Source organism: Streptomyces sp. AB3(2024) (genome assembly GCF_041862025.1).
Lineage (GTDB): Bacteria > Actinomycetota > Actinomycetes > Streptomycetales > Streptomycetaceae > Streptomyces.
The window spans coordinates 38,006-59,037 of record NZ_JBGWAB010000039.1 but is presented as its reverse complement, the minus strand read 5'-3'; the positions used below and the strand labels follow the sequence as shown (position 1 = coordinate 59,037).

Here is a 21,032-nt window from a genome sequence, read left to right as displayed (position 1 = left end):
GTCGCCGCCCTCGTCACGGCCGCCGCCGCGCTGGCCGCGCTCCCGCTGGGGCTGCCCGCCGCCGTCCAGTGCGCCGCGGCCGTCGCAGCGGGCCTGCTCGCCGCCGACCTCCTGCTGCGCCGCTGCGTCCGCCGCTTCGGCGGGGTCACCGGGGACGTCTTCGGCGCCCTGTGCGAAGTGGCGGCGACCACCGCCCTGGTGACCCTCTCCCTCGGCTGAGCCCGCGCGCCCGCCCGCGTACCCTCGGGGCATGGCCGAGACGGGGACCCAGACGCAGACCGCCACCACGCCCATCAGGGTGCTGCTCGCCGACGACCAGGCGCTGCTGCGCAGCGCGTTCAAGGTGCTGGTCGACTCCGAGGCCGACATGGAGGTCGTCGGCGAGGCCGCCGACGGGGCACAGGCCTACGCCCTCGCGCGCGAGCGGCGGGCCGACGTCGTCCTCATGGACATCCGGATGCCCGGCACCGACGGACTCGCCGCCACCCGCATGATCAGCGCCGACCCGGAGCTCTCCGGGGTCCGCGTCGTCATGCTGACCACCTTCGAGGTGGACGAGTACGTGGTCCAGGCGCTGCGCGCCGGGGCCTCCGGCTTCCTCGGCAAGGGCGCCGAACCCGACGAGCTGCTGAACGCCATCCGCGTCGCGGCGGCCGGCGAGGCACTGCTCTCCCCGGCCGCGACGAAGGGCCTCATCGTCAGCTTCCTCGCCCAGGGCGGCCACGCCGAGGCCCCCGCCACCGGCTCCGCCCACGCCGAACGGCTCGCCGCGCTGACCGTCCGCGAGCGCGAGGTCCTCGTCCTCGTCGCCGCCGGCCTCTCCAACGACGGCATCGCCGGACGGCTGGAGGTCAGCCCGCTCACGGTCAAGACCCACGTCAACCGGGCCATGGCGAAGCTCGGCGCCCGCGACAGGGCGCAATTGGTGGTCATCGCGTACGAATCGGGCCTGGTCCGCCCGCGCTCCGACTGACCGGACGGGGTCCGCAGTACAACGGAGCACCGCGGAGTACTGCGGACGCGGTATGCCGCGCATAAGGACAGGACCTGGGAGCGACGCAGCGGCGCTCCGGCGTGGGCGAGGCTGGGACGCCCCCACCCGCGTCCGGCAGAGAGATCCCACATCCATGTCCTGGCTGTCCCGCTTCAGCCTTGCCCAGAGAGCGCTGATCGGCCTCGTGTCGATCGTCGCGCTGCTCTTCGGCGTCATAGCCATCCCGCAGCTCAAGCAGCAGCTGCTGCCCTCCATCGAACTGCCGATGGTCTCCGTGCTCGCGCCGTACCAGGGCGCCTCGCCCGACGTGGTGGAGAAGCAGGTCATCGAGCCCATCGAGGCCACCCTCAAGGGCGTCGACGGCATCACCGGCATCACCTCCACCGCCAGCGAGGGCAACGCCCTCATCCGGGCCACCTTCGACTACGGCGACAGCGGCACCAAGCAGCTCGTCGCCGACGTCCAGCAGGCCGTCAACCGGGCCCGCGTCCGGCTGCCCTCCGAGGTGGACCCGCAGGTGGTCGCCGGCTCCACCGACGACATCCCCACCGTCGTCCTCGCCGTCACCTCGGACAAGGACCAGCAGGCCCTGGCCGACCAGCTGAACAAGTCCGTCGTCCCGGTCCTGGAGGACATCGAGGGCGTCGGCCAGGTCAGCGTCGACGGCGTCCGCGACCTCCAGGTCACCGTCACCCCCGACGAGGCGAAGCTCGCCGCGGCCGGCCTCGACGGGACGAAGCTCGCCGAAGGCCTCAAGGCCGGCGGCGCCACCGTTCCCGCAGGCTCCTTCGACGAGGGCGGCAAGAACCGCACCGTCCGCGTCGGGTCCGGATACACCTCCCTCGCCCAGCTGGAGGACCTCCGGCTGACCCCGGGGCCCGGCAAGCAGGCCGTCCGCCTCGCCGACGTGGCCGCGGTCAAGCAGGAGCCCGCCGCGGGCGACTCGATCACCCGCACCAACGGCAAGCCCAGCCTCGCCCTCGTCCTCACCATGGACAAGGACGGCAGCGCCGTCGCCATCTCGGACGCCGTCAAGGACAAGCTCCCGGAGCTGCGCTCCACCCTCGGCTCCGGCGCCGCGCTGACCGTCGTCAGCGACCAGGGCCCGGCGGTCGCCCGGTCCATCTCCGGCCTGACCACCGAGGGCCTCCTCGGCCTGGCCTTCGCGGTCATCGTGATCCTGGTCTTCCTGGCCTCGATCCGCTCGACCCTGGTCACCGCGGTCTCCATCCCGCTGTCCGTGGTCCTCGCCCTGATCGTGCTGTGGACCCGCGACCTGTCGCTCAACATGCTGACGCTGGGCGCGCTCACCATCGCCATCGGCCGCGTCGTCGACGACTCGATCGTGGTCCTGGAGAACATCAAGCGCCACCTCGGCTACGGCGAGGAGCGCGAGACCGCGATCATCACCGCGGTGCGCGAGGTGGCGGGCGCGGTGACCTCGTCCACGCTCACCACCGTCGCCGTCTTCCTGCCGATCGGCCTGGTCGGCGGCATGATCGGCGAGCTGTTCGGTTCCTTCTCGCTCACCGTGACCGCCGCGCTGCTGGCCTCGCTGCTGGTGTCGCTGACGGTCGTCCCGGTGCTGTCGTACTGGTTCCTGCGCGCCCCCAAGGGAGTCTCGTCGGCGGACGCCGAGAGCGCCGCGAAGGCGCGCCGCGAGGCCGAGGAGAAGGAGGCGAAGAGCCGCCTCCAGCGCTTCTACGTCAAGGTGCTGGGCTTCGCCACCCGGCGCCGCCTGACCAGCGTGGCCATCGCGGTCGTCGTCCTGGTCGCCACCTTCGCCATGACCCCGCTGCTGAAGACCAACTTCTTCGACCAGGGCGAGCAGGACGTCCTGACGGTCAAGCAGGAGCTCGCCCCCGGCACCTCGCTGGCCGCCTCCGACGAGGCCGCCCGCAAGGTGGAGAAGGCCCTCGGCTCCGTGGACGGCGTCAAGGACTACCAGGTCACCGTCGGCTCCTCCGGTTTCCTCGCGGCCTTCGGCGGCGGTACGGGCACCAACCAGGCCTCCTACCAGGTCACCCTGAAGGACTCCGGCGACTCCGAGGCCGTCAAGGGGCGGATCCAGGACGCCCTGGCGAAGCTGGACGGCATCGGCGACACCTCCATCTCGGCGGGCGGAGGCTTCGGCAGCCAGAACCTGAGCGTGGTCGTCAAGGCCGGTGACGCGGGCGTCCTGGCCAAGGCCGCCGAGCAGGTCCGCGCCGAGGTGGCCACCCTGAAGGACGTCACCGACGTCCAGAGCGACCTGGCCCAGTCGGTGCCCCGCATCGCCGTCACCGCCACCCCCAAGACCGCCGAGGCCGGCCTGAACCAGGCCGCGCTGGGCGCCGTCGTAGCCCAGGCCGTCCGGGGCAACCCGGTGGCCAAGGCCGTACTGGACGACACCGAGCGGGACATCGTCGTCCGCTCCGCCCACCCGGCCACCACCCTGGCCGAACTCCAGGCCCTGCCGGTCGGCCCGGCCAAGCTCGGTGACATCGCCGACGTCAAGGTGATCCCCGGCCCGGTCGCGATGACCCGGATCGACGGCGCCCGCGCCGCCACCGTCACCGCCAAGCCGGTCGGCGACAACACCGGCGCGGTCAGCGCCGCGCTCCAGACCAAGATCAAGGCCCTGGACCTGCCGGCCGGCGCCACCGCCGCCATCGGCGGCGTCTCCCAGGACCAGGACAAGGCCTTCGGTTCGCTCGGCCTGGCCATGTTCGCCGCCATCGCGATCGTGTTCATGCTGCTGGTGGCGACCTTCCGCTCGCTGGTCCAGCCGCTGATCCTGCTGGTCTCCATCCCCTTCGCCGCCACCGGCGCGCTGGGCCTGCTGATCGCCACCGGCACCCCGATGGGCGTCCCAGCGATGATCGGCATGCTGATGCTGATCGGCATCGTCGTGACCAACGCGATCGTCCTGATCGACCTGGTCAACCAGTACCGGGCCCAGGGCCTGGGCGTCGTCGAGGCGGTCATCGAGGGCGGCCGCCACCGTCTGCGGCCGATCCTGATGACGGCCCTGGCGACGATCTTCGCCCTGCTCCCGATGGCGCTGGGCGTCACCGGCGAGGGCGGCTTCATCTCGCAGCCGCTCGCGGTCGTGGTGATCGGCGGCCTGGTCAGCTCGACGCTGCTGACCCTGCTGCTGGTGCCGACCCTCTACACGATGGTCGAGCTCCGCAAGGAACGCCGCCGCGCGAAGAAGCAGGCCCGCCTCACGGTGGTCCCGCCCCAGCCGGCGGACGAATCCCCGGTCACGGTCTGACCCCGCCACTGCGAGGGCCCCGGACACCGCTGCACCCGGTGTCCGGGGCCCTCGGTCGATCCAGAGCCGGTAGCAAGCCGCCCTGGCTCCTGCCGGGGGCGTCCGTGCGGAAGAAGGCCGAGGCGACCAGCGAGGCGATGCTCGCGATCTCACGTGCGGCGGCCAGGGTCTCGGCCGAGGGGATGGCACCGCGGCCGAGCAGGCGGCGCACCATCTCTTCCTGCCCGAACCGGACGGCCCAGTCAAGGGCCGTCCTGTGCTTCATCACCGCGTTGACGTCCGCCCCGCGGTCCAGCAGCAGGTCCACCGTCTTCGGGTGCCCCTCGTCGCCCGTCGTGGCTGCCAGCACCAGCGGTACGTGGCCCAGCCGGCCCTGGATGCCGGTGCGGGCACCGGCATCCAGAAGAACCCCGACAACCGTCGTGTGCCCGTGGCGCGCCGCCAGGCACAGAGGTGTCGACTCCCGGTACTCACCCGCCTGCTGCTCCGGATCGGCGCCCGCTGCGACCAGTCGGCGGACGACATCGGCATGCCCCTGCTCCACTGCCAGGTCCAGCGCCGTTCGCCCGTCACGATCCGGCGCGTCGACCACCGCACCCTGCCCCAGCAGCCGGACCACCTCGCCCACGTCGCCGTCGCCCGCCGCCCGCACCAGTCGATCCGCGATGTCCATACCTCGATCATTCCGGGCCTCGGCGCCGGAGGGACGGGTTCGATGGCACGGGACACACACGAAGGGGCGCCCGGCGGTGGCCGGGCGCCCCTTCGTGCGGGTCACCGTTACGGCAGCGCCAGCATCCGCTCCAGTGCGAGCTTCGCGAAGCTCTCCGTCTCCTTGTCGACCTGGATCTGGTTGACCAGGTTGCCCTCGGCCAGGGACTCCAGGGTCCACACCAGGTGCGGGAGGTCGATGCGGTTCATCGTCGAGCAGAAGCAGACCGTCTTGTCGAGGAAGACGACCTCCTTGTCCTCCGACGCGAAACGATTCGCCAGCCGCCGGACCAGGTTCAGCTCGGTGCCGATGGCCCACTTGGAGCCGGCCGGGGCCGCCTCCAGCGCCTTGATGATGTACTCCGTCGAGCCGACGTAGTCCGCGGCCGCCACGACCTCGTGCTTGCACTCCGGGTGGACCAGGACGTTCACGCCGGGGATGCGGGCACGCACGTCGTTGACGGAGTCGACCGAGAACCGGCCGTGCACCGAGCAGTGGCCGCGCCACAGGATCATCTTCGCGTTCCGCAGCTGCTCGGCCGTCAGGCCGCCGTTCGGCTTGTGCGGGTTGTAGAGCACGCAGTCGTCCAGGGACATGCCCATGTCGCGGACGGCGGTGTTGCGGCCCAGGTGCTGGTCGGGGAGGAACAGCACCTTCTCGCCCTGCTCGAAGGCCCACTCCAGGGCCTTCTTCGCGTTGGACGACGTACAGATCGTGCCGCCGTGCTTGCCGGTGAAGGCCTTGATGTCGGCGGAGGAGTTCATGTACGAGACGGGGACGGTCGCCGCGGCGACACCGGCCTCGGTCAGCACGTCCCAGCACTCGGCGACCTGTTCGGCGGTGGCCATGTCGGCCATCGAGCAGCCGGCCGCGAGGTCGGGCAGCACGACCTTCTGGTCGTCCGAGGTCAGGATGTCCGCGGACTCGGCCATGAAGTGCACGCCGCAGAAGACGATGTACTCGGCCTCCGGCTTGGCCGCGGCGTCCTTGGCCAGCTTGAAGGAGTCGCCGGTGACGTCGGCGAACTCGATGACCTCGTCGCGCTGGTAGTGGTGGCCGAGGATGAAGACCTTGTCCCCGAGCTTCTCCTTGGCCGCGCGGGCGCGGGCCACCAGGTCCGGGTCGGACGGCGAGGGGAGGTCGCCGGGACATTCCACCCCGCGCTCGCTCTTGGGGTCGGCCTCACGGCCGAGCAGCAGCAGGGCAAGGGGCGTCGGCTGGACGTCCAAAGGCTGGGCGGTGGTCACGACACGCACCCTTTCTGTTCTGCGACAAGGGACTTCTGGGACTGCGGGAGAGGCGTCTTTGCGACTTCTCGTCTATTTGACGCTATCTATCATAACCGCTTCACGTCACTTTGACGATGCCGATAGTGTCGATGTGACGCATTCGCCCGGCCGGGTGCGGCCCGCTCCACCGGTCCTCTTCGCGGGGTCCACCGCTCCGCCCGGGTGTGCGAGCATGAATATCTGAAACAAGGCGCCGGCCCCGGAATGAATCCGCTGTCCCGCTGGTTGCCACCCACGGCAAGAGTCCGACGTTTCCCCAGCCACCCCGGCGGGGAGCCGCCCACTTCGGGAGTGAATGCAGATGTCCGTACAGGACGACAAGACCACCGTGAGCGACGGCATCCTCCTGTCCGACGCCGCCGCCGAGAAGGTCAGGACCCTGCTGGAGCAGGAAGGCCGCGATGACCTGGCGCTCCGCGTCGCCGTCCAGCCCGGTGGCTGCTCCGGCCTGCGCTACCAGCTCTTCTTCGACGAGCGGTCCCTCGACGGCGACGTCGTCAAGGACTTCGACGGCGTCAAGGTCGTCACCGACCGGATGAGCTCCCCGTACCTGCACGGCGCCTCGATCGACTTCGTCGACACCATCGAGAAGCAGGGCTTCACGATCGACAACCCGAACGCCACCGGCTCCTGCGCCTGCGGCGACTCGTTCAGCTAAACCCGGCTGACCCCGTACGACGAGGGCCCGGGCACCGGTCACAGCGACCGGTGCCCGGGCCCTCGGGCGTTCCCGCTACCGCCTCACTGGCGGGGGAGCGTCTTGCCCGTCGTCGCGTCGACCACCTTCCGGTCGCCGAGCGGCTCGCGGAGCGTGGCCGACGCGGTCATCTCCTGCGCCAGCATGATGCAGGCCTGCCCCGGCCGGTTCGGCGTCTCCGTGACCTTCACCAGCACCGACCCGGCCTCCTCGCGCGCCTCCAGGGCGTACGTGCTGCACACCCCGCCCCAGAAGTTCACCGTCAGCTTCCGGTCGGTCTGCGCGTACGAGAACGCGGGCGCGGTCCTGTCCTGCGGGGGCACCGGGGCGCCGCCGCCGTCCTTGCCCGCCGGGGAGGCCACCGTGCGGCCGGGAGCGCCGTCCTTGCCGGCCACCTCGAACAGCCAGGCCGGCACCAGGCCCCGTCCGCCGTCGACCGTCCCCGGGGTCAGCCCGAGCACGGCCCCCCGTACGGTCTCGGTCCGCGGGGGCTTCATCGGACGCGGCTCCGGGTTGCAGGGCAGAGTGTCCGTCGCGCCCGTCGGCGTGTCCGGGGTCAGCGGCACGGAGGTCGCGCAGCCGCTCGGGCCCGGACCCGTGCCGTCCCCGCCCTTGCCGGCCGCGTTGAGCCGGGCCAGCGCCTCGTCGGCGCCGACCACCGGCTGCTCGCCCGCGCGGACGGGGGCCTTGAGCTCGCCGCTGCCCGCCACCACCTTGGCGTCGGGGCCCACGCTCACGCGGGTGGACCAGCCCGTGGTGGGCAGCCCGCCCACCACCGGGTCGGCGCTCACCACCCGTACGGAACCCTGGAGCAGGCGGGCGTCCTGCTTGGCGTCGCCCTGACCCGCAGCCGCCAGCACCGGGGCCGCGGCCGCCCTGGCCGCCTCCTCGGACACCGGCCCCGCGCCCGCGTCCGACCCGGCGACCGCGGACCCCTCGGCGGGACCCTGGGGGAGGGTGGCCGGGCCGCAGGTGTCCTTGCCGCGCACGCAGTCGTCCCCGGCGCCGCCGCCGTTCGGGGCGCCGCCCTGGAAGCGGGAGAAGCTCCACGTCCCGGGAGCCTTGCGGGTCACCGTGAGCCGGGGCCCCGAGCCGTCGGCGGTCTCCCCGGCCTGCCACTGCTCGCCGTTCAGGCGCGGCGCGCCGGAGATCCCCAGGGCTTGGGCGAGCCGGGCCACCTCGTCGGAGGAGACCTCGCCGGACGCCGCGAAGGACGGCGCCCCGCCCGCCGGGGCCTGCGGCAGCTGCCCCTCGGCCCGGTAGGTGACCCCGCCGCCGGACGGATCCGGCTCCCCGGGCGCGATGCCGGGCCCGGACGGGGACCCCGCGGGGCGGGGAGCGACGGCCGCGCTGTCACTCGTACGGGTTCCGCTGCCCGAGGCGTCTCCGTAGGCCGTGGACGCCCAGTACGCCGTACCACCGCCGGCCAGCAGGACGGCGGCCGCGATCGAGCCGATGGCCCAGGCCGGCCGCCGTCGTGTGGCGCGTGATGTGTCGGGTTGTTCGCTGGTCACCGCATCGCTCCTTCGCGTGTCCCGCCGTACGTGATGCGGGTGTGACGCGGCGGTCGCGAAACCGGTTCCCTCCCGGTGGCCCTCAGTCCCCGTAGGCGGCGGTGGAGGCGATCAGCCGGGCCGAGGCGGGCGGGACGCTGATGCCGTGGATCTGCGAGGGCGTGACGCGGACCGGGCGGGGCTCGTGCGGGACGGGCCAGTGCGGTGCCATCCGGGCGCAGTCGCCCAGCAGCCGGGCGAAGCCGGGGCGGGCGCCGGGGCGGGCGCCGGCGGTGGAGTCTGCGTACCCGAAGCCATCGGTATAGGTCATGAGGGCACGGTAGGCACGCCAACAAGGGCGAAGGAAGTCCTACTACGGGGTAGTTTCGACGGGTCGGCCCACTGCCGTGGACCGGGTAGTTTTGACTGTCCCCTTGCCGTCCTCAGCAGGAGCATCCACGCCGTGCGCATCGCAGTCACCGGCTCCATCGCCACCGACCACCTCATGACCTTCCCGGGCCGCTTCGCCGACCAGTTCGTCGCGGACCAGCTCCACACGGTCTCCCTCTCCTTCCTCGTCGACAACCTCGACGTGCGGCGGGGCGGCGTCGGCCCGAACATCTGCTTCGGCATGGGGCAGCTGGGAAGCCGCCCGATCCTGGTCGGCGCGGCCGGCTCGGACTTCGACGAGTACCGCGCCTGGCTGGACCGCCACGGGGTCGACACCGAGTCGGTGCGGATCTCCGAGGTGCTGCACACCGCGCGATTCGTCTGCACCACGGACTCCGACCACAACCAGATCGGCTCCTTCTACACGGGCGCGATGAGCGAGGCCCGCCAGATCGAGCTGAAGGCCGTCGCCGACCGGGTGGGCGGGCTGGACCTCGTCCTCATCGGCGCCGACGACCCCGAGGCGATGCTCCGCCACACGGAGGAGTGCCGGACGCGGGGGATCCCCTTCGCCGCAGACTTCTCGCAGCAGATCGCGCGGATGGACGGCGAGAACATCCGCACCCTGATGGAGGGTGCGACGTACCTCTTCTCGAACGAGTACGAGAAGGGGCTCATCGAGTCGAAGTCCGGCTGGACCGACGAGGAGATCCTCGCCAAGGTCGGCACCCGCGTCACCACGCTGGGCGCGCAGGGCGTGCGGATCGAGCGGGTCGGGCAGGAGCCGGTCGTCGTCGGCTGCCCGGAGGAGACCGCGAAGGTCGACCCCACCGGTGTCGGCGACGCGTTCCGCGCGGGGTTCCTGACGGGGCTCGGCTGGGGCGTCGGGCTGGAGCGGGCGGCGCAGCTGGGCTGCATGCTCGCGACGCTGGTCATCGAGACCCTGGGCACCCAGGAGTACACGCTGGCGCGGGCGCACTTCATGGAGCGCTTCACGAAGGCCTACGGCGAAGCGGCGGCCGCGGAGGTCCGCGCCCACCTTCCCGGCTGACGGGTCCCCAGCGGGACGCTCGCGGGGGCCGGCCAGGCCCCCGGAGCGGTCCCGGGCCCCGGGAGGTCAGGTGGTGCGGCGGACCGTGTACGCCGTGCCGGCGGGACGGGGGGACTCGCCGAGGTAGGCGTGCCCCCGCATCGCGCACCACGCCGGGATGTCCAGCCGGGCCACCTCGTCGTCCGACAGGACGGTGACGGTGCCCCCCACCGGAACCCGTCCGATGGCGCGGGCGAGCTCGATCACCGGCTGCGGGCAGCGCAGGCCGAGGGCGTCGAGCTCCAGGGAGTCCGCCACCGGGGCGACGGACGCCGGTTCGCCCGCGCCCAGCTTCTCGCGGATCCCGGCCACCGCCCCCGGCAGCACCTCCAGGAAACCGTTGACCTCCTCCGCCGAGGTCCCCGTCGGCAGGGACACCCGCACGTTCCCCTCCGACAGCACCCCCATCGCCCGCAGCACGTGACTGGGGGTCAGGGTGGAGCTGGTGCAGGAGGACCCGGAGGAGACCGAGTACCCGGCGCGGTCCAGCTCGTGGAGCAGGGTCTCGCCGTCCACGTACAGGCAGGAGAAGGTCACCAGGTGCGGGAGCCGGCGCTCGGCGTCGCCCACCACCTCCACGTCCGGCACCAGCCGGGCCACCCGGCGCCGGATCCGGTCGACCAGCACCCGCAGCCGTGCCGCCTCCGCCTCGGCCTCGGCCCGTACCGCCCGCAGGGAGGCGGCCGCCGCGACGATCGCGGGGAGGTTGGCGAAGCCGGGGGAGCGGCCCGACTCCCTTTCGTCGGCGGGGCCTTGAGGTGCGAAGCGGACCCCCTTGCGGACGGCGAGCAGCCCGATCCCGGGCGGCCCGCCCCACTTGTGGGCGCTCGCCGCGAGGAGCGACCAGGCGCCGTCCACCCGGCCCCACCCCAGGGACTGGGCCGCGTCCACGAGCAGCGGCACCCCGGCGGCCGCGCAGACCTCGGCGACCTCCGCCACCGGCTGGACCGTGCCGACCTCGTGATTGGCCGACTGGAGGCAGGCCAGAGCGGTGCCGGATCCGAGGGCGGCCGCGTACCCGTCGGGCGAGACGGCGCCGAGGCGGTCGACCGGAACCTGCGTCACCGTGCCCCCGGCGGCCGCGTGCGCGTCCGCCGCGTGCAGTACAGAACTGTGTTCGACCGCCGATACGACCAGGTGCCCGCCGACCCGTCGTCGCCCCGCCAGGGCTCCCGCCACCCCCGTGTGAACCGCGTGCGTCCCCGATGGGGTGAACACGAGCTCGTCGGCCCGGCATCCCACGGCATCGGCCGCCGCCTCCCGCGCCGCGTCCAGCAGCAGCCGGGCGCGCCGCCCCTCGCGGTACAGTCGGGCCGGATCCGCCCAGCCCTCGTCGAGGGCGGCCTGCAGCGCCTGACGGGCCACGGGGTGCAGCGGGGCGGCGGAGGCGGTGTCGAAGTAGGGCATCCGGCCACGCTAACCGGAGGCCGCGGACGGCCGGGGTCAGGGGCCGTCAGATGTCGTCCGGAGCCCGCCATTCAGGGCCGGATGGCCCGTCCCCCGTACGGCGGATCCATCCCTTCGGGGGCAGTAGCGGCGCGTTGGGCACCCTCCCCGCGCGACCCCAAATAGCGTCCAGTAGGGTTTGGTCCGCATAAACATCCAAACCCCTGCCTGCGTCAGGGCCGGCGACCGACCCGAACACGGCCGCGGCCGGCCGCGCGGGCCGAGACTCTCGGGAAGGCGCTACGTGAGTCCCTACGGCTCCGACCGCTCGCCGCGGCGCCCGATGCGGCGGAAGCTGCTGCAGGCGCTGACTGCGGGCGTGGTCCTGGCGACCGCCACTGGTTGCTCGTACAACTGGCAAGACTTCCCCCGCCTCGGAATGCCCTATCCGGTCACGGAGGAGGCGCCTCGCATCCTGTCCCTGTGGCAGGGGTCGTGGGCAGCTGCTCTCATCACGGGCATCCTGGTGTGGGGCCTGATCATCTGGAGCATCATCTTCCACCGGCGCAGCCGGACGAAGATCGAGGTCCCTGCGCAGACCCGGTACAACATGCCCATCGAGGCGCTGTACACCGTGGTCCCGCTCATCATCGTCTCGGTGCTCTTCTACTTCACCGCGCGTGACGAGTCGAAGCTGCTCGCCCTCACCAAGCCGGCCCACACGATCAACGTGGTCGGCTTCCAGTGGAGCTGGGGCTTCAACTACGTCGAGAACGTCGACGGCGATGCGGCCACGCCGAAGGCGGGCGAGGTCCCCAAGGAGATCGCCACCATTCCGGACCGCTTCACCAAGGACTTCCCCCTGGGCGCCGAAGGCGTCTACGACAAGGGCGTCCCCGGCGACCGGAACCCGGAGACCAACAACCCGGGACCGACCCTCTACCTCCCCAAGGGCGAGAAGGTCCGCTTCATCCTGTCGTCGAACGACGTCATCCACTCCTTCTGGGTGGTGCCCTTCCTGTTCAAGCAGGACGTCATCCCCGGCCACACGAACGTCTTCGAGGTGACCCCCTCCAAGGAGGGCATCTTCATGGGCAAGTGTGCCGAGCTCTGCGGCGTCGACCACTCCCGGATGCTCTTCAACGTGAAGGTCGTCTCCCCTGCGGAGTACCGGGCGCACCTGAAGCTGCTGGCGGAGAAGGGGCAGACCGGCTTCCTCCCGGCCGGCATCAAGCAGACTGACCCGGCCCGGAATGCGGAAGTGAACAAACTGTGAGCATCCTCAACGAATCCCAGGGTGCCGCCGCCGACTCGTATGAGAACGAGCTGCCGGTGCGGCGCAAGCAGCCGGGCAACGTGGTCGTGAAGTGGCTGACCACGACCGACCACAAGACCATCGGCACGATGTACCTGGTCACGTCGTTCGTGTTCTTCATCATCGGCGGGATCATGGCGCTCTTCATGCGCGCCGAGCTGGCCCGTCCGGGCACGCAGATCATGTCGAACGAACAGTTCAACCAGGCCTTCACCATGCATGGCACGATCATGCTGCTGATGTTCGCCACCCCGCTGTTCGCCGGCTTCGCGAACTGGATCATGCCGCTGCAGATCGGCGCGCCCGACGTGGCGTTCCCGCGGCTGAACATGTTCGCGTACTGGCTGTACCTCTTCGGCTCGTCCATCGCGGTGGCCGGCTTCGTCACCCCCTCGGGTGCGGCCGACTTCGGCTGGTTCGCCTACTCCCCGCTGTCGGACGCCGTCCGCTCGCCGGGCATCGGCTCCGACATGTGGATCATGGGTCTGGCCTTCTCGGGCTTCGGCACGATCCTCGGCTCGGTCAACTTCATCACCACGATCATCTGCATGCGCGCTCCCGGCATGACGATGTTCCGCATGCCGATCTTCACCTGGAACGTGCTGCTGACCGGTGTCCTGGTCCTGCTCGCCTTCCCGGTGCTGGCCGCCGCGCTGTTCGCGCTGGAGGCCGACCGCAAGTTCGGTGCGCACGTGTTCGACGCGGCCAACGGCGGCGCCTTGCTGTGGCAACACCTCTTCTGGTTCTTCGGACACCCAGAGGTGTACATCATCGCGCTACCGTTCTTCGGAATCATTTCCGAGGTCATCCCGGTCTTCTCCCGCAAGCCGATGTTCGGTTACATCGGTCTGATCGCGGCGACGATCTCGATCGCCGGCCTCTCGGTGACCGTGTGGGCCCACCACATGTACGTGACCGGCGGCGTGCTCCTGCCGTTCTTCTCGTTCATGACCTTCCTGATCGCGGTACCGACCGGTGTGAAGTTCTTCAACTGGATCGGCACCATGTGGAAGGGCTCGCTGTCCTTCGAGACCCCGATGCTCTGGGCCATCGGCTTCCTGATCACCTTCACCTTCGGTGGTCTGACCGGTGTCATCCTGGCCTCGCCCCCGATGGACTTCCACGTCTCCGACTCGTACTTCGTCGTCGCGCACTTCCACTACGTCATCTTCGGCACCGTGGTCTTCGCGATGTTCTCCGGCTTCCACTTCTGGTGGCCGAAGTTCACGGGCAAGATGCTGGACGAGCGCCTCGGCAAGATCACCTTCTGGACGCTGTTCGTCGGCTTCCACGGCACCTTCCTGGTCCAGCACTGGCTGGGTGTCGAGGGCATGCCGCGTCGTTACGCGGACTACCTCGCCGCCGACGGCTTCACGACGCTGAACACGATCTCCACGATCAGCTCGTTCCTGCTCGGCCTGTCGATGCTGCCCTTCATGTACAACGTCTGGAAGACGGCGAAGTACGGGAAGAAGATCGAGGTCGACGACCCGTGGGGCTACGGCCGTTCGCTGGAGTGGGCGACCTCCTGCCCGCCGCCGCGGCACAACTTCCTCACCCTGCCGCGGATCCGTTCCGAATCCCCGGCGTTCGACCTGCACCACCCGGAGATCGCGGCCCTCGACCACCTTGAGGACCACAGCGCCGGCACCAAGGCCGTCACCGGTGGCAAGGAGGCCGGCAAGTGAAGATCCAGGGCAAGATGTTCCTCTGGCTCGCCGTCTTCATCCTGATCATGACCGTCGTGTACGGCGTCTGGTCGAAGGAGCCGGTCGGAACCACCGCTCTCGCGCTGGCCTTCGGCCTGAGCGCCATGATCGGCTACTACCTGGCCTTCACGGCCAAGCGCGTGGACGAGATGGCCCAGGACAACCTGGAGGCCGAGGTCGCCGACGAGGCGGGCGAGCTGGGGTTCTTCTCCCCGCACAGCTGGCAGCCGCTCTCGCTGGCCGTCGGTGGCGCCTTCGCCTTCATGGGCGTCATCTTCGGCTGGTGGCTGATGTACTTCTCGGCGCCGCTGATCCTGATCGGTCTGTGGGGCTGGGTGTACGAGTACTACCGCGGTGAGAACGCGAACCAGTAGTTCGCGGCCGTACAGCAGGACCTGAGGGGCCCGGACACCTTTTCGGAGGAGTCCGGGCCCCTCGTTTGCAGTCACCCCGCGCGCCGTAATTGTCATATCTTCATAGCGTTGGCCCCATGAACCACTCACCGCGTCTTTGGACGGTACTCAGCTGCTCCCTGCTGGTCGCGTCCCTCGGGGCCGGCGCCACCGCATGCGGGTCCGGCGAGAAGAACCCGCTGTCTGTCCGCCCGTACGACGCGGGCGAGCACGTCGCCTTCAACCAGGCCACCGGCGGACGCCCCGCCGACCCCGACAAGCCGCTCGAAGTCACCGTCAAGGGCACGACGGCGCGCATCACCGACGTGATGGCCGTGGACACCCACGGACGCCGTCTGGCGGGCGAACTCTCCGCCAAGGGCGACCGCTGGCACAGCACCGCCCCGATGGCCGCGGGCGTGCGCTACACGGTCACCGTGAGCACGGAGGACGAACGCGGCGCTCCAGGGCAGCGCACGCTGGCTTTCGACACCACCCCGGCCAAGAAGGTCCTCAAGGTCGAATTCGGCCCGGACGAGGGCAAGTACGGCGTCGGACAGCCCATCACGGCCGAACTCAACGAGCCGGTCAAGGACAAGGCCGCCCGCGCCATCATCGAACGGGCCCTGGTCGTCGACACGCCGGACAACGTCGAGGGCGCCTGGTACTGGGTGGACGACAAGAACCTGCACTACCGCCCGAAGGAGTACTGGCCCGCCAACTCCACCGTCTCCGTGCAGAGCAACCTGGAGGGCGTCAAGATCTCCGACGAGCTCCACGGAGCCGCCTCCAAGCCGCTGAAGCTGGAGATCGGGGACCGGGTGGAGGTCACCACGGACGCCTCCTCGCACTACCTCACGTTCAAGCGGAACGGAGAAGTGATCAACACCATTCCGGTGACCACCGGAAAGCCCGGCTTCTCCACCCGCAACGGGGTCAAGGTGGTCCTGGGCAAGCAGTACTTCGTCCAGATGCGCGGCGACACCGTCGGCATCGGCGGCAGCGAGTACTACAACCTGCCCGTCTACTACGCCACCCGCGTGACGTGGAGCGGCGAGTACGTCCACGCCGCGCCGTGGTCGGTCGGCTCCCAGGGCTACGAGAACGTCAGCCACGGGTGCACCGGAATGAGCACCGGCAACGCCGCCTGGTTCTACGAGAACATCACCGAGGGCGACATCGTCCGTGTGATCAACAGCATCGGCGACGACATGGACACCTTCGGGAACGGCTACGGCGACTGGAACATGGACTGGAAGGACTGGCGCGAGGGAAGCGCCCTCCTGAAGGGCACCCAGGAGGGCCGCAACCCCATGGACCAGGCCCGCCTGCGGCCGCAAGTTTAGGCCGGCTTCGCCTCCGGGGCCGCTCTCGTCGGCTCCAGGAGGGCGTGCGTCCTCAGGATTCGCTCGTTCCTCACGAATCCCTCCGGGCGCTCGCCCTCCTTCGCCGACGCGGCCCCTTCGGCTCAGCCTGCCTGGAAGGCTGCTCAGGCGGCGTTGGAGGCCAGGCGGGCCCGCAGGACGCGCGCGAGGGCCTCCGGGAACTCCACGGGGTCCACCGGAAGGGTGACGGCGGCGTCCGCGCGGCTCCAGGTGGCCAGCCAGGCGTCCTGGGGGCGCCCCATCAGCAGCAGCACCGGGGGACACCGGAAGATCTCGTCCTTGATCTGCCGGCACACACCCATGCCCCCGGCGGGGACGGCCTCCCCGTCCAGCACACAGGCGTCGACGCCGCCCGCGTCCAGCTCCTTGAGGACCGCCGGAAGCGTCGCGCACTCCAGGAACTCCACCGGCGGCAGGTCGGCCGCCGGCCTGCGCCCGGCCGCCAGCCGCACCTGCTCCCGGGTGCCCGCGTCGTCGCTGTAGACCAGAACCCGTGCAGTCGCCCGCATTTCGTTCCTCCACGTGTCACGTGAATCACGTTGATGTTGCGCGGGATGCTACTCCGTCCGACCGGCCGTCAACATCGGTTCCGGCAGCCCCGCACAAGACGCCGGGAGAGGGATCTGATGGGCCGTTCGGGCCTTGCACACGCCCCTGACACTCCGAACGGCACCCCCCGGGGTGAGGGCGGGATAAGCGACCGACATAATGTCGGTCGTGGCGACAGCAACGACAGTAGATACCGGGCACGCGCACCCGACGGTCAACCGGCCGAACCTCGTCAGCGTCGGAACCATCATCTGGTTGAGTTCCGAGCTGATGTTCTTCGCGGCCCTCTTCGCGATGTACTTCACCCTGCGATCCGTGACAGGCACCGAGTACTGGACAGAACAGGCTTCGGCCTTGAATCTGCCCTTCTCGGCGACGAACACAACGATCCTGGTGCTTTCCTCGCTCACCTGCCAGCTCGGCGTATTCGCCGCCGAGCGCGGTGACGTGAAGAAGCTCCGGACGTGGTTCATCATCACGTTCGTCATGGGTGCGATCTTCATTGGCGGCCAGGTGTTCGAGTACACCGAGCTGGTCAAGCACGAGGGCTTGTCTCTCTCGTCAGGCCCGTACGGCTCGGTCTTCTACCTGACCACCGGCTTCCACGGTCTGCACGTGACGGGCGGTCTCATCGCCTTCCTGCTGGTCCTCGGCCGGACGTACGCGGCCAAGAGGTTCACCCACGAACAGGCCACGTCGGCCATCGTCGTGTCCTACTACTGGCACTTCGTCGACGTCGTCTGGATCGGCCTCTTCGCCACGATCTACCTGATCAAGTAGCGAACACGTCGCCGGGCACCGCCCCGGCACTCCATCCAGACACACCGACGCAGAAGATCCTGACACCGGGGTAATCCGTGAAAAAGCTCTCCGCACGACGACGCCATCCGCTGGCGGCGGTCGTCGTTCTACTCTTCGCGCTGGCGGTCACTGGGGGGCTGTACGCCGCCTTCGCGCCCGCTGGCAAGGCGCAGGCCGATGAAACCGCCCAGTCCCTCGCCATCGAGGAGGGCAAGAAGCTCTACGCCGTGGGTTGCGCAAGCTGCCACGGAACCGGCGGTCAGGGTTCCACTGACGGCCCCAGCCTGGTCGGCGTCGGCTCCGCGGCCGTCGACTTCCAGGTGAGCACGGGCCGCATGCCCGCCCAGCAGCCCGGCGCCCAGGTGCCGAGGAAGCCGGTCATCTACTCCCAGGCTCAGATCGACCAGCTCGCCGCGTACGTCGCGTCGCTCGGTGCCGGCCCGATCACGCCCACCGAGAAGCAGTACGACCCGGCCGGTGCCGACATCGCCAACGGTGGTGTGCTCTTCCGCAACAACTGCGCGCAGTGCCACAACTTCACCGGCGAGGGCGGCGCCCTGACGCTCGGCAAGTACGCCCCGAACCTGGACGGCGTCGAGCCGAAGCACATCTACGAGGCCATGCTCACCGGCCCGCAGAACATGCCCTCCTTCCCCGACAGCACCATGCCGGAGAAGCAGAAGAAGGACATCATCGCGTACCTCCAGAACGTCAACGGCGAGAAGTCGACCAGCCCCGGTGGCCTCAAGCTCGGCGGCCTCGGCCCCGTCTCCGAGGGTCTGTTCGGCTGGATCTTCGGTCTGGGTGCGCTGATCGCTGTCGCCGTCTGGGTCGCGGCCCACACCGCTAAGGCCAAGAAGTCATGAGTAGCCAAGACATTCCCGAAGAGAAGCACCTGCCGAGCGAGCAGGGCGACGCGCACCACGGTGGCGTAGCGGTCGCGGACGATCCGTTCGCCGACCCGGGCCTTCCGGTCCACAAGCCGCGCATCCAGGACATCGACGAGCGGGCCGCCAAGCGGTCCGAGCGTACGGTCGCGATGCTGTTCACGCTGTCGATGCTGGCCACGATCGGCTTCATCGTCTCGTACGTGACCCTCCCGGTCGACAAGATCGTCTTCATCTTCCCGATCGGGAAGGTGAGCGCGCTGAACTTCGCGCTCGGTCTGACCCTGGGCACGGCCCTCTTCTGCATCGGCGCGGGCGCGGTCCACTGGGCCCGCACCCTGATGTCCGACGTCGAGGTCGCCGACGACCGTCACGAGATCGCGGCGCCGGCGGAGGTCAAGGCGAAGGTCCTGCAGGACTTCGCCGACGGTGCGAACGAGTCCGGCATCGCCCGCCGCCCGCTGATCCGCAACACGATGCTCGGCGCGATGGCCATGGTGCCGCTCGCCGGCGTCATGCTGCTGCGCGACCTGGGCCCGCTGCCCGAGGTCAAGCTGCGCAAGACCGTGTGGGCCAAGGGCAAGCTGCTGATCAACGACAACACCAACGAGCCGCTGCGTCCCGAGGACGTGCTCGTCGGTTCGCTGACCTTCGCCCGGCCGGAAGGCCTGGAGGAGGAGCAGCACGACTTCCAGACGCAGATCGCCAAGGCCGCCCTGATGATCGTCCGCATCAAGCCGGAGGACATCAAGGACAAGCAGGAGCTGGAATGGTCCCACGAGGGCATCGTGGCCTACTCCAAGATCTGCACCCACGTCGGCTGCCCGATCAGCCTGTACGAGCAGCAGACGCACCACGTGCTCTGCCCGTGCCACCAGTCCACCTTCGACCTCTCCGACGGCGCCCGAGTCATCTTCGGCCCGGCCGGTCACGCGCTTCCGCAGCTGCGGATCGGCGTCAATGACGAAGGCTTCCTCGAAGCGCACGGCGACTTCGAAGAGCCCGTCGGTCCTGCTTTCTGGGAGCGCGGATGAGCACTGCCACCACGAATTCATCAGCCGCTGGCGCGCCGGGCAACACGGCGCGCAAGGCGCCGGCCGGCGAGCGCGTAGCCGACTGGGCGGACGGCCGCCTGGGCATCTACAGCCTGGCCAAGTCCAACATGCGCAAGATCTTCCCGGACCACTGGTCCTTCATGCTGGGTGAGATCTGCCTCTACAGCTTCATCATCATCATCCTCACGGGTGTGTACCTGACGCTGTTCTTCCACCCGAGCATGAACGAGGTCGTGTACCACGGCTCGTACGTGCCGATGCAGGGTGTCCAGATGTCCGAGGCCTTCGCCTCGACCCTGGACATCAGCTTCGACGTCCGCGGCGGTCTGCTCATCCGGCAGATCCACCACTGGGCGGCGCTGATCTTCGTCGCGGCCATGCTCGTGCACATGATGCGCGTGTTCTTCACGGGTGCCTTCCGCAAGCCGCGCGAGGTCAACTGGGTCTTCGGCTTCCTGCTGCTGGTCCTCGGCATGTTCACCGGTTTCACCGGTTACTCCCTGCCGGACGACCTGCTCTCGGGCACCGGTGTCCGCTTCATGGAGGGCGCGATCCTGTCCGTGCCGGTCGTCGGCACGTACATGTCGTTCTTCCTCTTCGGCGGCGAGTTCCCCGGCGGCGACTTCGTCGCCCGGTTCTACTCGATCCACATCCTGCTGCTGCCCGGCATCATGATGGGCCTGCTGGTCGCCCACCTGATCCTGGTCTTCTACCACAAGCACACCCAGTTCGCGGGTCCGGGCAAGACGAACAACAATGTCGTCGGCATGCCGCTGCTGCCGGTCTACATGGCCAAGGCCGGAGGCTTCTTCTTCCTGGTCTTCGGTGTCATCGCGGCCATCGCGGCGCTCGCCTCGATCAACCCGATCTGGGCGCTCGGCCCGTACCGCCCGGACCACGTGTCCACCGGTGCGCAGCCCGACTGGTACATGGGCTTCTCCGAGGGCCTCATCCGTGCCATGCCGGGCTGGGAGATCAACCTCTGGGGCCACACGCTGGTCCTGGGCGTGTTCATCCCGCTGGTGATCTTCCCGCTGGTCCTCGCCACGATCGCGGTGTACCCGTTCATCGAGGCCTGGGTCACCAAGGACAACGGCGAGCACCACATCCTGGACCGCCCGCGCAACGTCCCGACCCGTACGGCCTTCGGTGTCGCCTGGCTCACCTGGTACGTGATCCTGCTGATCGCCGGTGGCAACGACATGTTCGCGCAGTACTTCCACCTGTCGATCAACTCGATCACGTGGTTCGCGCGGATCGGCTTCTTCGTGGGCCCGGTCATCGCCTTCGTGATCACCAAGCGGATCTGCCTCGGCCTCCAGCGCCGGGACCACGACAAGGTGCTGCACGGTCGCGAGACCGGCATCATCAAGCGCCTGCCGCACGGTGAGTTCGTCGAGGTCCACGAGCCGCTCCCGCAGGGCAAGCTGCACACCCTCACCTCGCACACGCAGTACGCGCCGATCGAGATCGGCCCGACGGTCGACGAGAACGGCGTCGAGCGCAAGGTGAAGGCCGGCGAGAAGCTCCGCGCGAAGCTCAGCAAGGGCTTCTACGGAGAGAACACCCAGATTCCGAAGCCCACGGCGGAGGAGTACAAGGAGATCCAGAGCGGCCACGGCCACCACTGAT

The 21,032-nt window shown here is 69.7% G+C and carries 19 protein-coding genes; 13 read left to right on the top strand and 6 right to left on the bottom strand.

Going from position 1 to position 21,032, the window contains the following annotated elements; translation table 11 throughout:
- From ACEPPI_RS17815 to ACEPPI_RS17805, 3 genes are all read left to right on the top strand, one after another.
- The coding region (locus tag ACEPPI_RS17815; protein ID WP_373916198.1) for an adenosylcobinamide-GDP ribazoletransferase at positions 1-219 on the top strand (219 nt) is incomplete at its 5' end.
- A 31-nt stretch (positions 220-250) separates the two neighbouring features.
- Positions 251-973 carry a response regulator gene (locus ACEPPI_RS17810; protein ID WP_373916197.1) on the top strand — a complete coding sequence of 241 codons (723 nt, stop codon included), beginning with the start codon at positions 251-253 and terminating at the stop codon, positions 971-973.
- Between the two features lie 154 nt (positions 974-1,127).
- On the top strand, positions 1,128-4,250 hold the full coding sequence (locus ACEPPI_RS17805; RefSeq protein WP_373916196.1) for an efflux RND transporter permease subunit: 3,123 nt from the start codon (positions 1,128-1,130) through the stop codon (positions 4,248-4,250).
- On the opposite strand, the gene ACEPPI_RS17800 is transcribed toward ACEPPI_RS17805, so the two are convergent.
- Positions 4,240-4,923: an ankyrin repeat domain-containing protein gene (locus tag ACEPPI_RS17800; RefSeq protein WP_373916195.1), complete on the bottom strand. Its 684-nt coding sequence runs from the start codon at positions 4,921-4,923 to the stop codon at positions 4,240-4,242. The two genes, ACEPPI_RS17805 and ACEPPI_RS17800, sit on opposite strands and share 11 nt — an antisense overlap.
- 107 nt (positions 4,924-5,030) lie before the next feature.
- Positions 5,031-6,218 carry a quinolinate synthase NadA gene (gene nadA, locus ACEPPI_RS17795; protein WP_373916194.1) on the bottom strand — a complete coding sequence of 396 codons (1,188 nt, stop codon included), beginning with the start codon at positions 6,216-6,218 and terminating at the stop codon, positions 5,031-5,033.
- A 334-nt stretch (positions 6,219-6,552) separates the two neighbouring features.
- Here nadA and erpA point away from each other — a divergent pair, with 334 nt between their 5' ends.
- Positions 6,553-6,909 (top strand): iron-sulfur cluster insertion protein ErpA, encoded by a 357-nt coding sequence (gene erpA / locus ACEPPI_RS17790; RefSeq protein ID WP_030010511.1) that lies wholly within the window; start codon positions 6,553-6,555, stop codon positions 6,907-6,909.
- 83 nt (positions 6,910-6,992) lie between these two features.
- Here the strand turns inward: erpA and ACEPPI_RS17785 are convergent, their stop codons facing one another.
- Positions 6,993-8,462, bottom strand: a complete 1,470-nt coding sequence (locus ACEPPI_RS17785; RefSeq protein ID WP_373916193.1) for a hypothetical protein — start codon at positions 8,460-8,462, stop codon at positions 6,993-6,995.
- An 82-nt stretch (positions 8,463-8,544) separates the two neighbouring features.
- A complete protein-coding gene (locus ACEPPI_RS17780) occupies positions 8,545-8,772 on the bottom strand; it encodes a hypothetical protein (RefSeq protein ID WP_373916192.1) in 228 nt (75 codons plus the stop codon).
- A 132-nt stretch (positions 8,773-8,904) separates the two neighbouring features.
- Here ACEPPI_RS17780 and ACEPPI_RS17775 point away from each other — a divergent pair, with 132 nt between their 5' ends.
- The gene (locus ACEPPI_RS17775) at positions 8,905-9,882 is read left to right on the top strand and encodes a carbohydrate kinase family protein (RefSeq protein WP_373916191.1); all 978 of its coding nucleotides are present in this window, start codon (positions 8,905-8,907) and stop codon (positions 9,880-9,882) included.
- Positions 9,883-9,948: 66 nt separating this feature from the next.
- Here ACEPPI_RS17775 and ACEPPI_RS17770 read toward each other — a convergent pair whose 3' ends face one another.
- On the bottom strand, positions 9,949-11,328 hold the full coding sequence (locus tag ACEPPI_RS17770) for a cysteine desulfurase/sulfurtransferase TusA family protein (protein ID WP_373916190.1): 1,380 nt from the start codon (positions 11,326-11,328) through the stop codon (positions 9,949-9,951).
- A 283-nt stretch (positions 11,329-11,611) separates the two neighbouring features.
- On the opposite strand from ACEPPI_RS17770, the gene coxB reads away from it, so the two are divergent.
- The 4 genes from coxB (at position 11,612) to ACEPPI_RS17750 (ending at position 16,069) form a co-directional block, all read left to right on the top strand.
- On the top strand, positions 11,612-12,583 hold the full coding sequence (gene coxB, locus ACEPPI_RS17765) for a cytochrome c oxidase subunit II (RefSeq protein WP_373916189.1): 972 nt from the start codon (positions 11,612-11,614) through the stop codon (positions 12,581-12,583).
- Positions 12,580-14,310 (top strand): cytochrome c oxidase subunit I, encoded by a 1,731-nt coding sequence (gene ctaD, locus ACEPPI_RS17760; RefSeq protein WP_356216021.1) that lies wholly within the window; start codon positions 12,580-12,582, stop codon positions 14,308-14,310. The genes coxB and ctaD overlap by 4 nt, the downstream gene beginning before the upstream one ends.
- Positions 14,307-14,705 carry a cytochrome c oxidase subunit 4 gene (locus ACEPPI_RS17755; RefSeq protein WP_285522749.1) on the top strand — a complete coding sequence of 133 codons (399 nt, stop codon included), beginning with the start codon at positions 14,307-14,309 and terminating at the stop codon, positions 14,703-14,705. Before ctaD ends, ACEPPI_RS17755 begins: the two co-directional genes overlap by 4 nt.
- Positions 14,706-14,821: 116 nt before the next feature.
- Positions 14,822-16,069, top strand: a complete 1,248-nt coding sequence (locus ACEPPI_RS17750; RefSeq protein ID WP_373916188.1) for an Ig-like domain-containing protein — start codon at positions 14,822-14,824, stop codon at positions 16,067-16,069.
- Between the two features lie 143 nt (positions 16,070-16,212).
- Here ACEPPI_RS17750 and ACEPPI_RS17745 read toward each other — a convergent pair whose 3' ends face one another.
- Complete coding sequence (locus ACEPPI_RS17745; protein WP_373916187.1) at positions 16,213-16,617, bottom strand: hypothetical protein; 405 nt, start codon at positions 16,615-16,617, stop codon at positions 16,213-16,215.
- A 199-nt stretch (positions 16,618-16,816) separates the two neighbouring features.
- Here ACEPPI_RS17745 and ACEPPI_RS17740 point away from each other — a divergent pair, with 199 nt between their 5' ends.
- The 4 genes from ACEPPI_RS17740 (at position 16,817) to ACEPPI_RS17725 (ending at position 21,031) form a co-directional block, all read left to right on the top strand.
- Positions 16,817-17,437 carry a heme-copper oxidase subunit III gene (locus ACEPPI_RS17740; protein WP_373916186.1) on the top strand — a complete coding sequence of 207 codons (621 nt, stop codon included), beginning with the start codon at positions 16,817-16,819 and terminating at the stop codon, positions 17,435-17,437.
- Positions 17,438-17,514: 77 nt separating this feature from the next.
- Positions 17,515-18,324: a c-type cytochrome gene (locus ACEPPI_RS17735; RefSeq protein ID WP_356216014.1), complete on the top strand. Its 810-nt coding sequence runs from the start codon at positions 17,515-17,517 to the stop codon at positions 18,322-18,324.
- Positions 18,321-19,379 (top strand): Rieske 2Fe-2S domain-containing protein, encoded by a 1,059-nt coding sequence (locus ACEPPI_RS17730; protein WP_356216011.1) that lies wholly within the window; start codon positions 18,321-18,323, stop codon positions 19,377-19,379. The genes ACEPPI_RS17735 and ACEPPI_RS17730 overlap by 4 nt, the downstream gene beginning before the upstream one ends.
- Positions 19,376-21,031 carry a cytochrome bc complex cytochrome b subunit gene (locus ACEPPI_RS17725; protein ID WP_373916185.1) on the top strand — a complete coding sequence of 552 codons (1,656 nt, stop codon included), beginning with the start codon at positions 19,376-19,378 and terminating at the stop codon, positions 21,029-21,031. The genes ACEPPI_RS17730 and ACEPPI_RS17725 overlap by 4 nt, the downstream gene beginning before the upstream one ends.
- The last annotated feature ends 1 nt before the right edge of the window (position 21,032 follow it).

What these genes read in the sequence shown, in the direction of transcription:
- ACEPPI_RS17810 (WP_373916197.1), top strand. Translation starts at nt 251, where the DNA reads ATGGCCGAGACGGGGACCCAGACGCAGACCGCCACCACGCCCATCAGG.
- ACEPPI_RS17805 (WP_373916196.1), top strand. Translation starts at nt 1,128, where the DNA reads ATGTCCTGGCTGTCCCGCTTCAGCCTTGCCCAGAGAGCGCTGATCGGC.
- ACEPPI_RS17800 (WP_373916195.1), bottom strand. Translation starts at nt 4,923, where the DNA reads ATGGACATCGCGGATCGACTGGTGCGGGCGGCGGGCGACGGCGACGTG.
- erpA (WP_030010511.1), top strand. Translation starts at nt 6,553, where the DNA reads ATGTCCGTACAGGACGACAAGACCACCGTGAGCGACGGCATCCTCCTG.
- ACEPPI_RS17780 (WP_373916192.1), bottom strand. Translation starts at nt 8,772, where the DNA reads ATGACCTATACCGATGGCTTCGGGTACGCAGACTCCACCGCCGGCGCC.
- ACEPPI_RS17770 (WP_373916190.1), bottom strand. Translation starts at nt 11,328, where the DNA reads ATGCCCTACTTCGACACCGCCTCCGCCGCCCCGCTGCACCCCGTGGCC.
- ACEPPI_RS17750 (WP_373916188.1), top strand. Translation starts at nt 14,822, where the DNA reads ATGAACCACTCACCGCGTCTTTGGACGGTACTCAGCTGCTCCCTGCTG.
- ACEPPI_RS17745 (WP_373916187.1), bottom strand. Translation starts at nt 16,617, where the DNA reads ATGCGGGCGACTGCACGGGTTCTGGTCTACAGCGACGACGCGGGCACC.
- ACEPPI_RS17740 (WP_373916186.1), top strand. Translation starts at nt 16,817, where the DNA reads ATGTCGGTCGTGGCGACAGCAACGACAGTAGATACCGGGCACGCGCAC.
- ACEPPI_RS17730 (WP_356216011.1), top strand. Translation starts at nt 18,321, where the DNA reads ATGAGTAGCCAAGACATTCCCGAAGAGAAGCACCTGCCGAGCGAGCAG.
- ACEPPI_RS17725 (WP_373916185.1), top strand. Translation starts at nt 19,376, where the DNA reads ATGAGCACTGCCACCACGAATTCATCAGCCGCTGGCGCGCCGGGCAAC.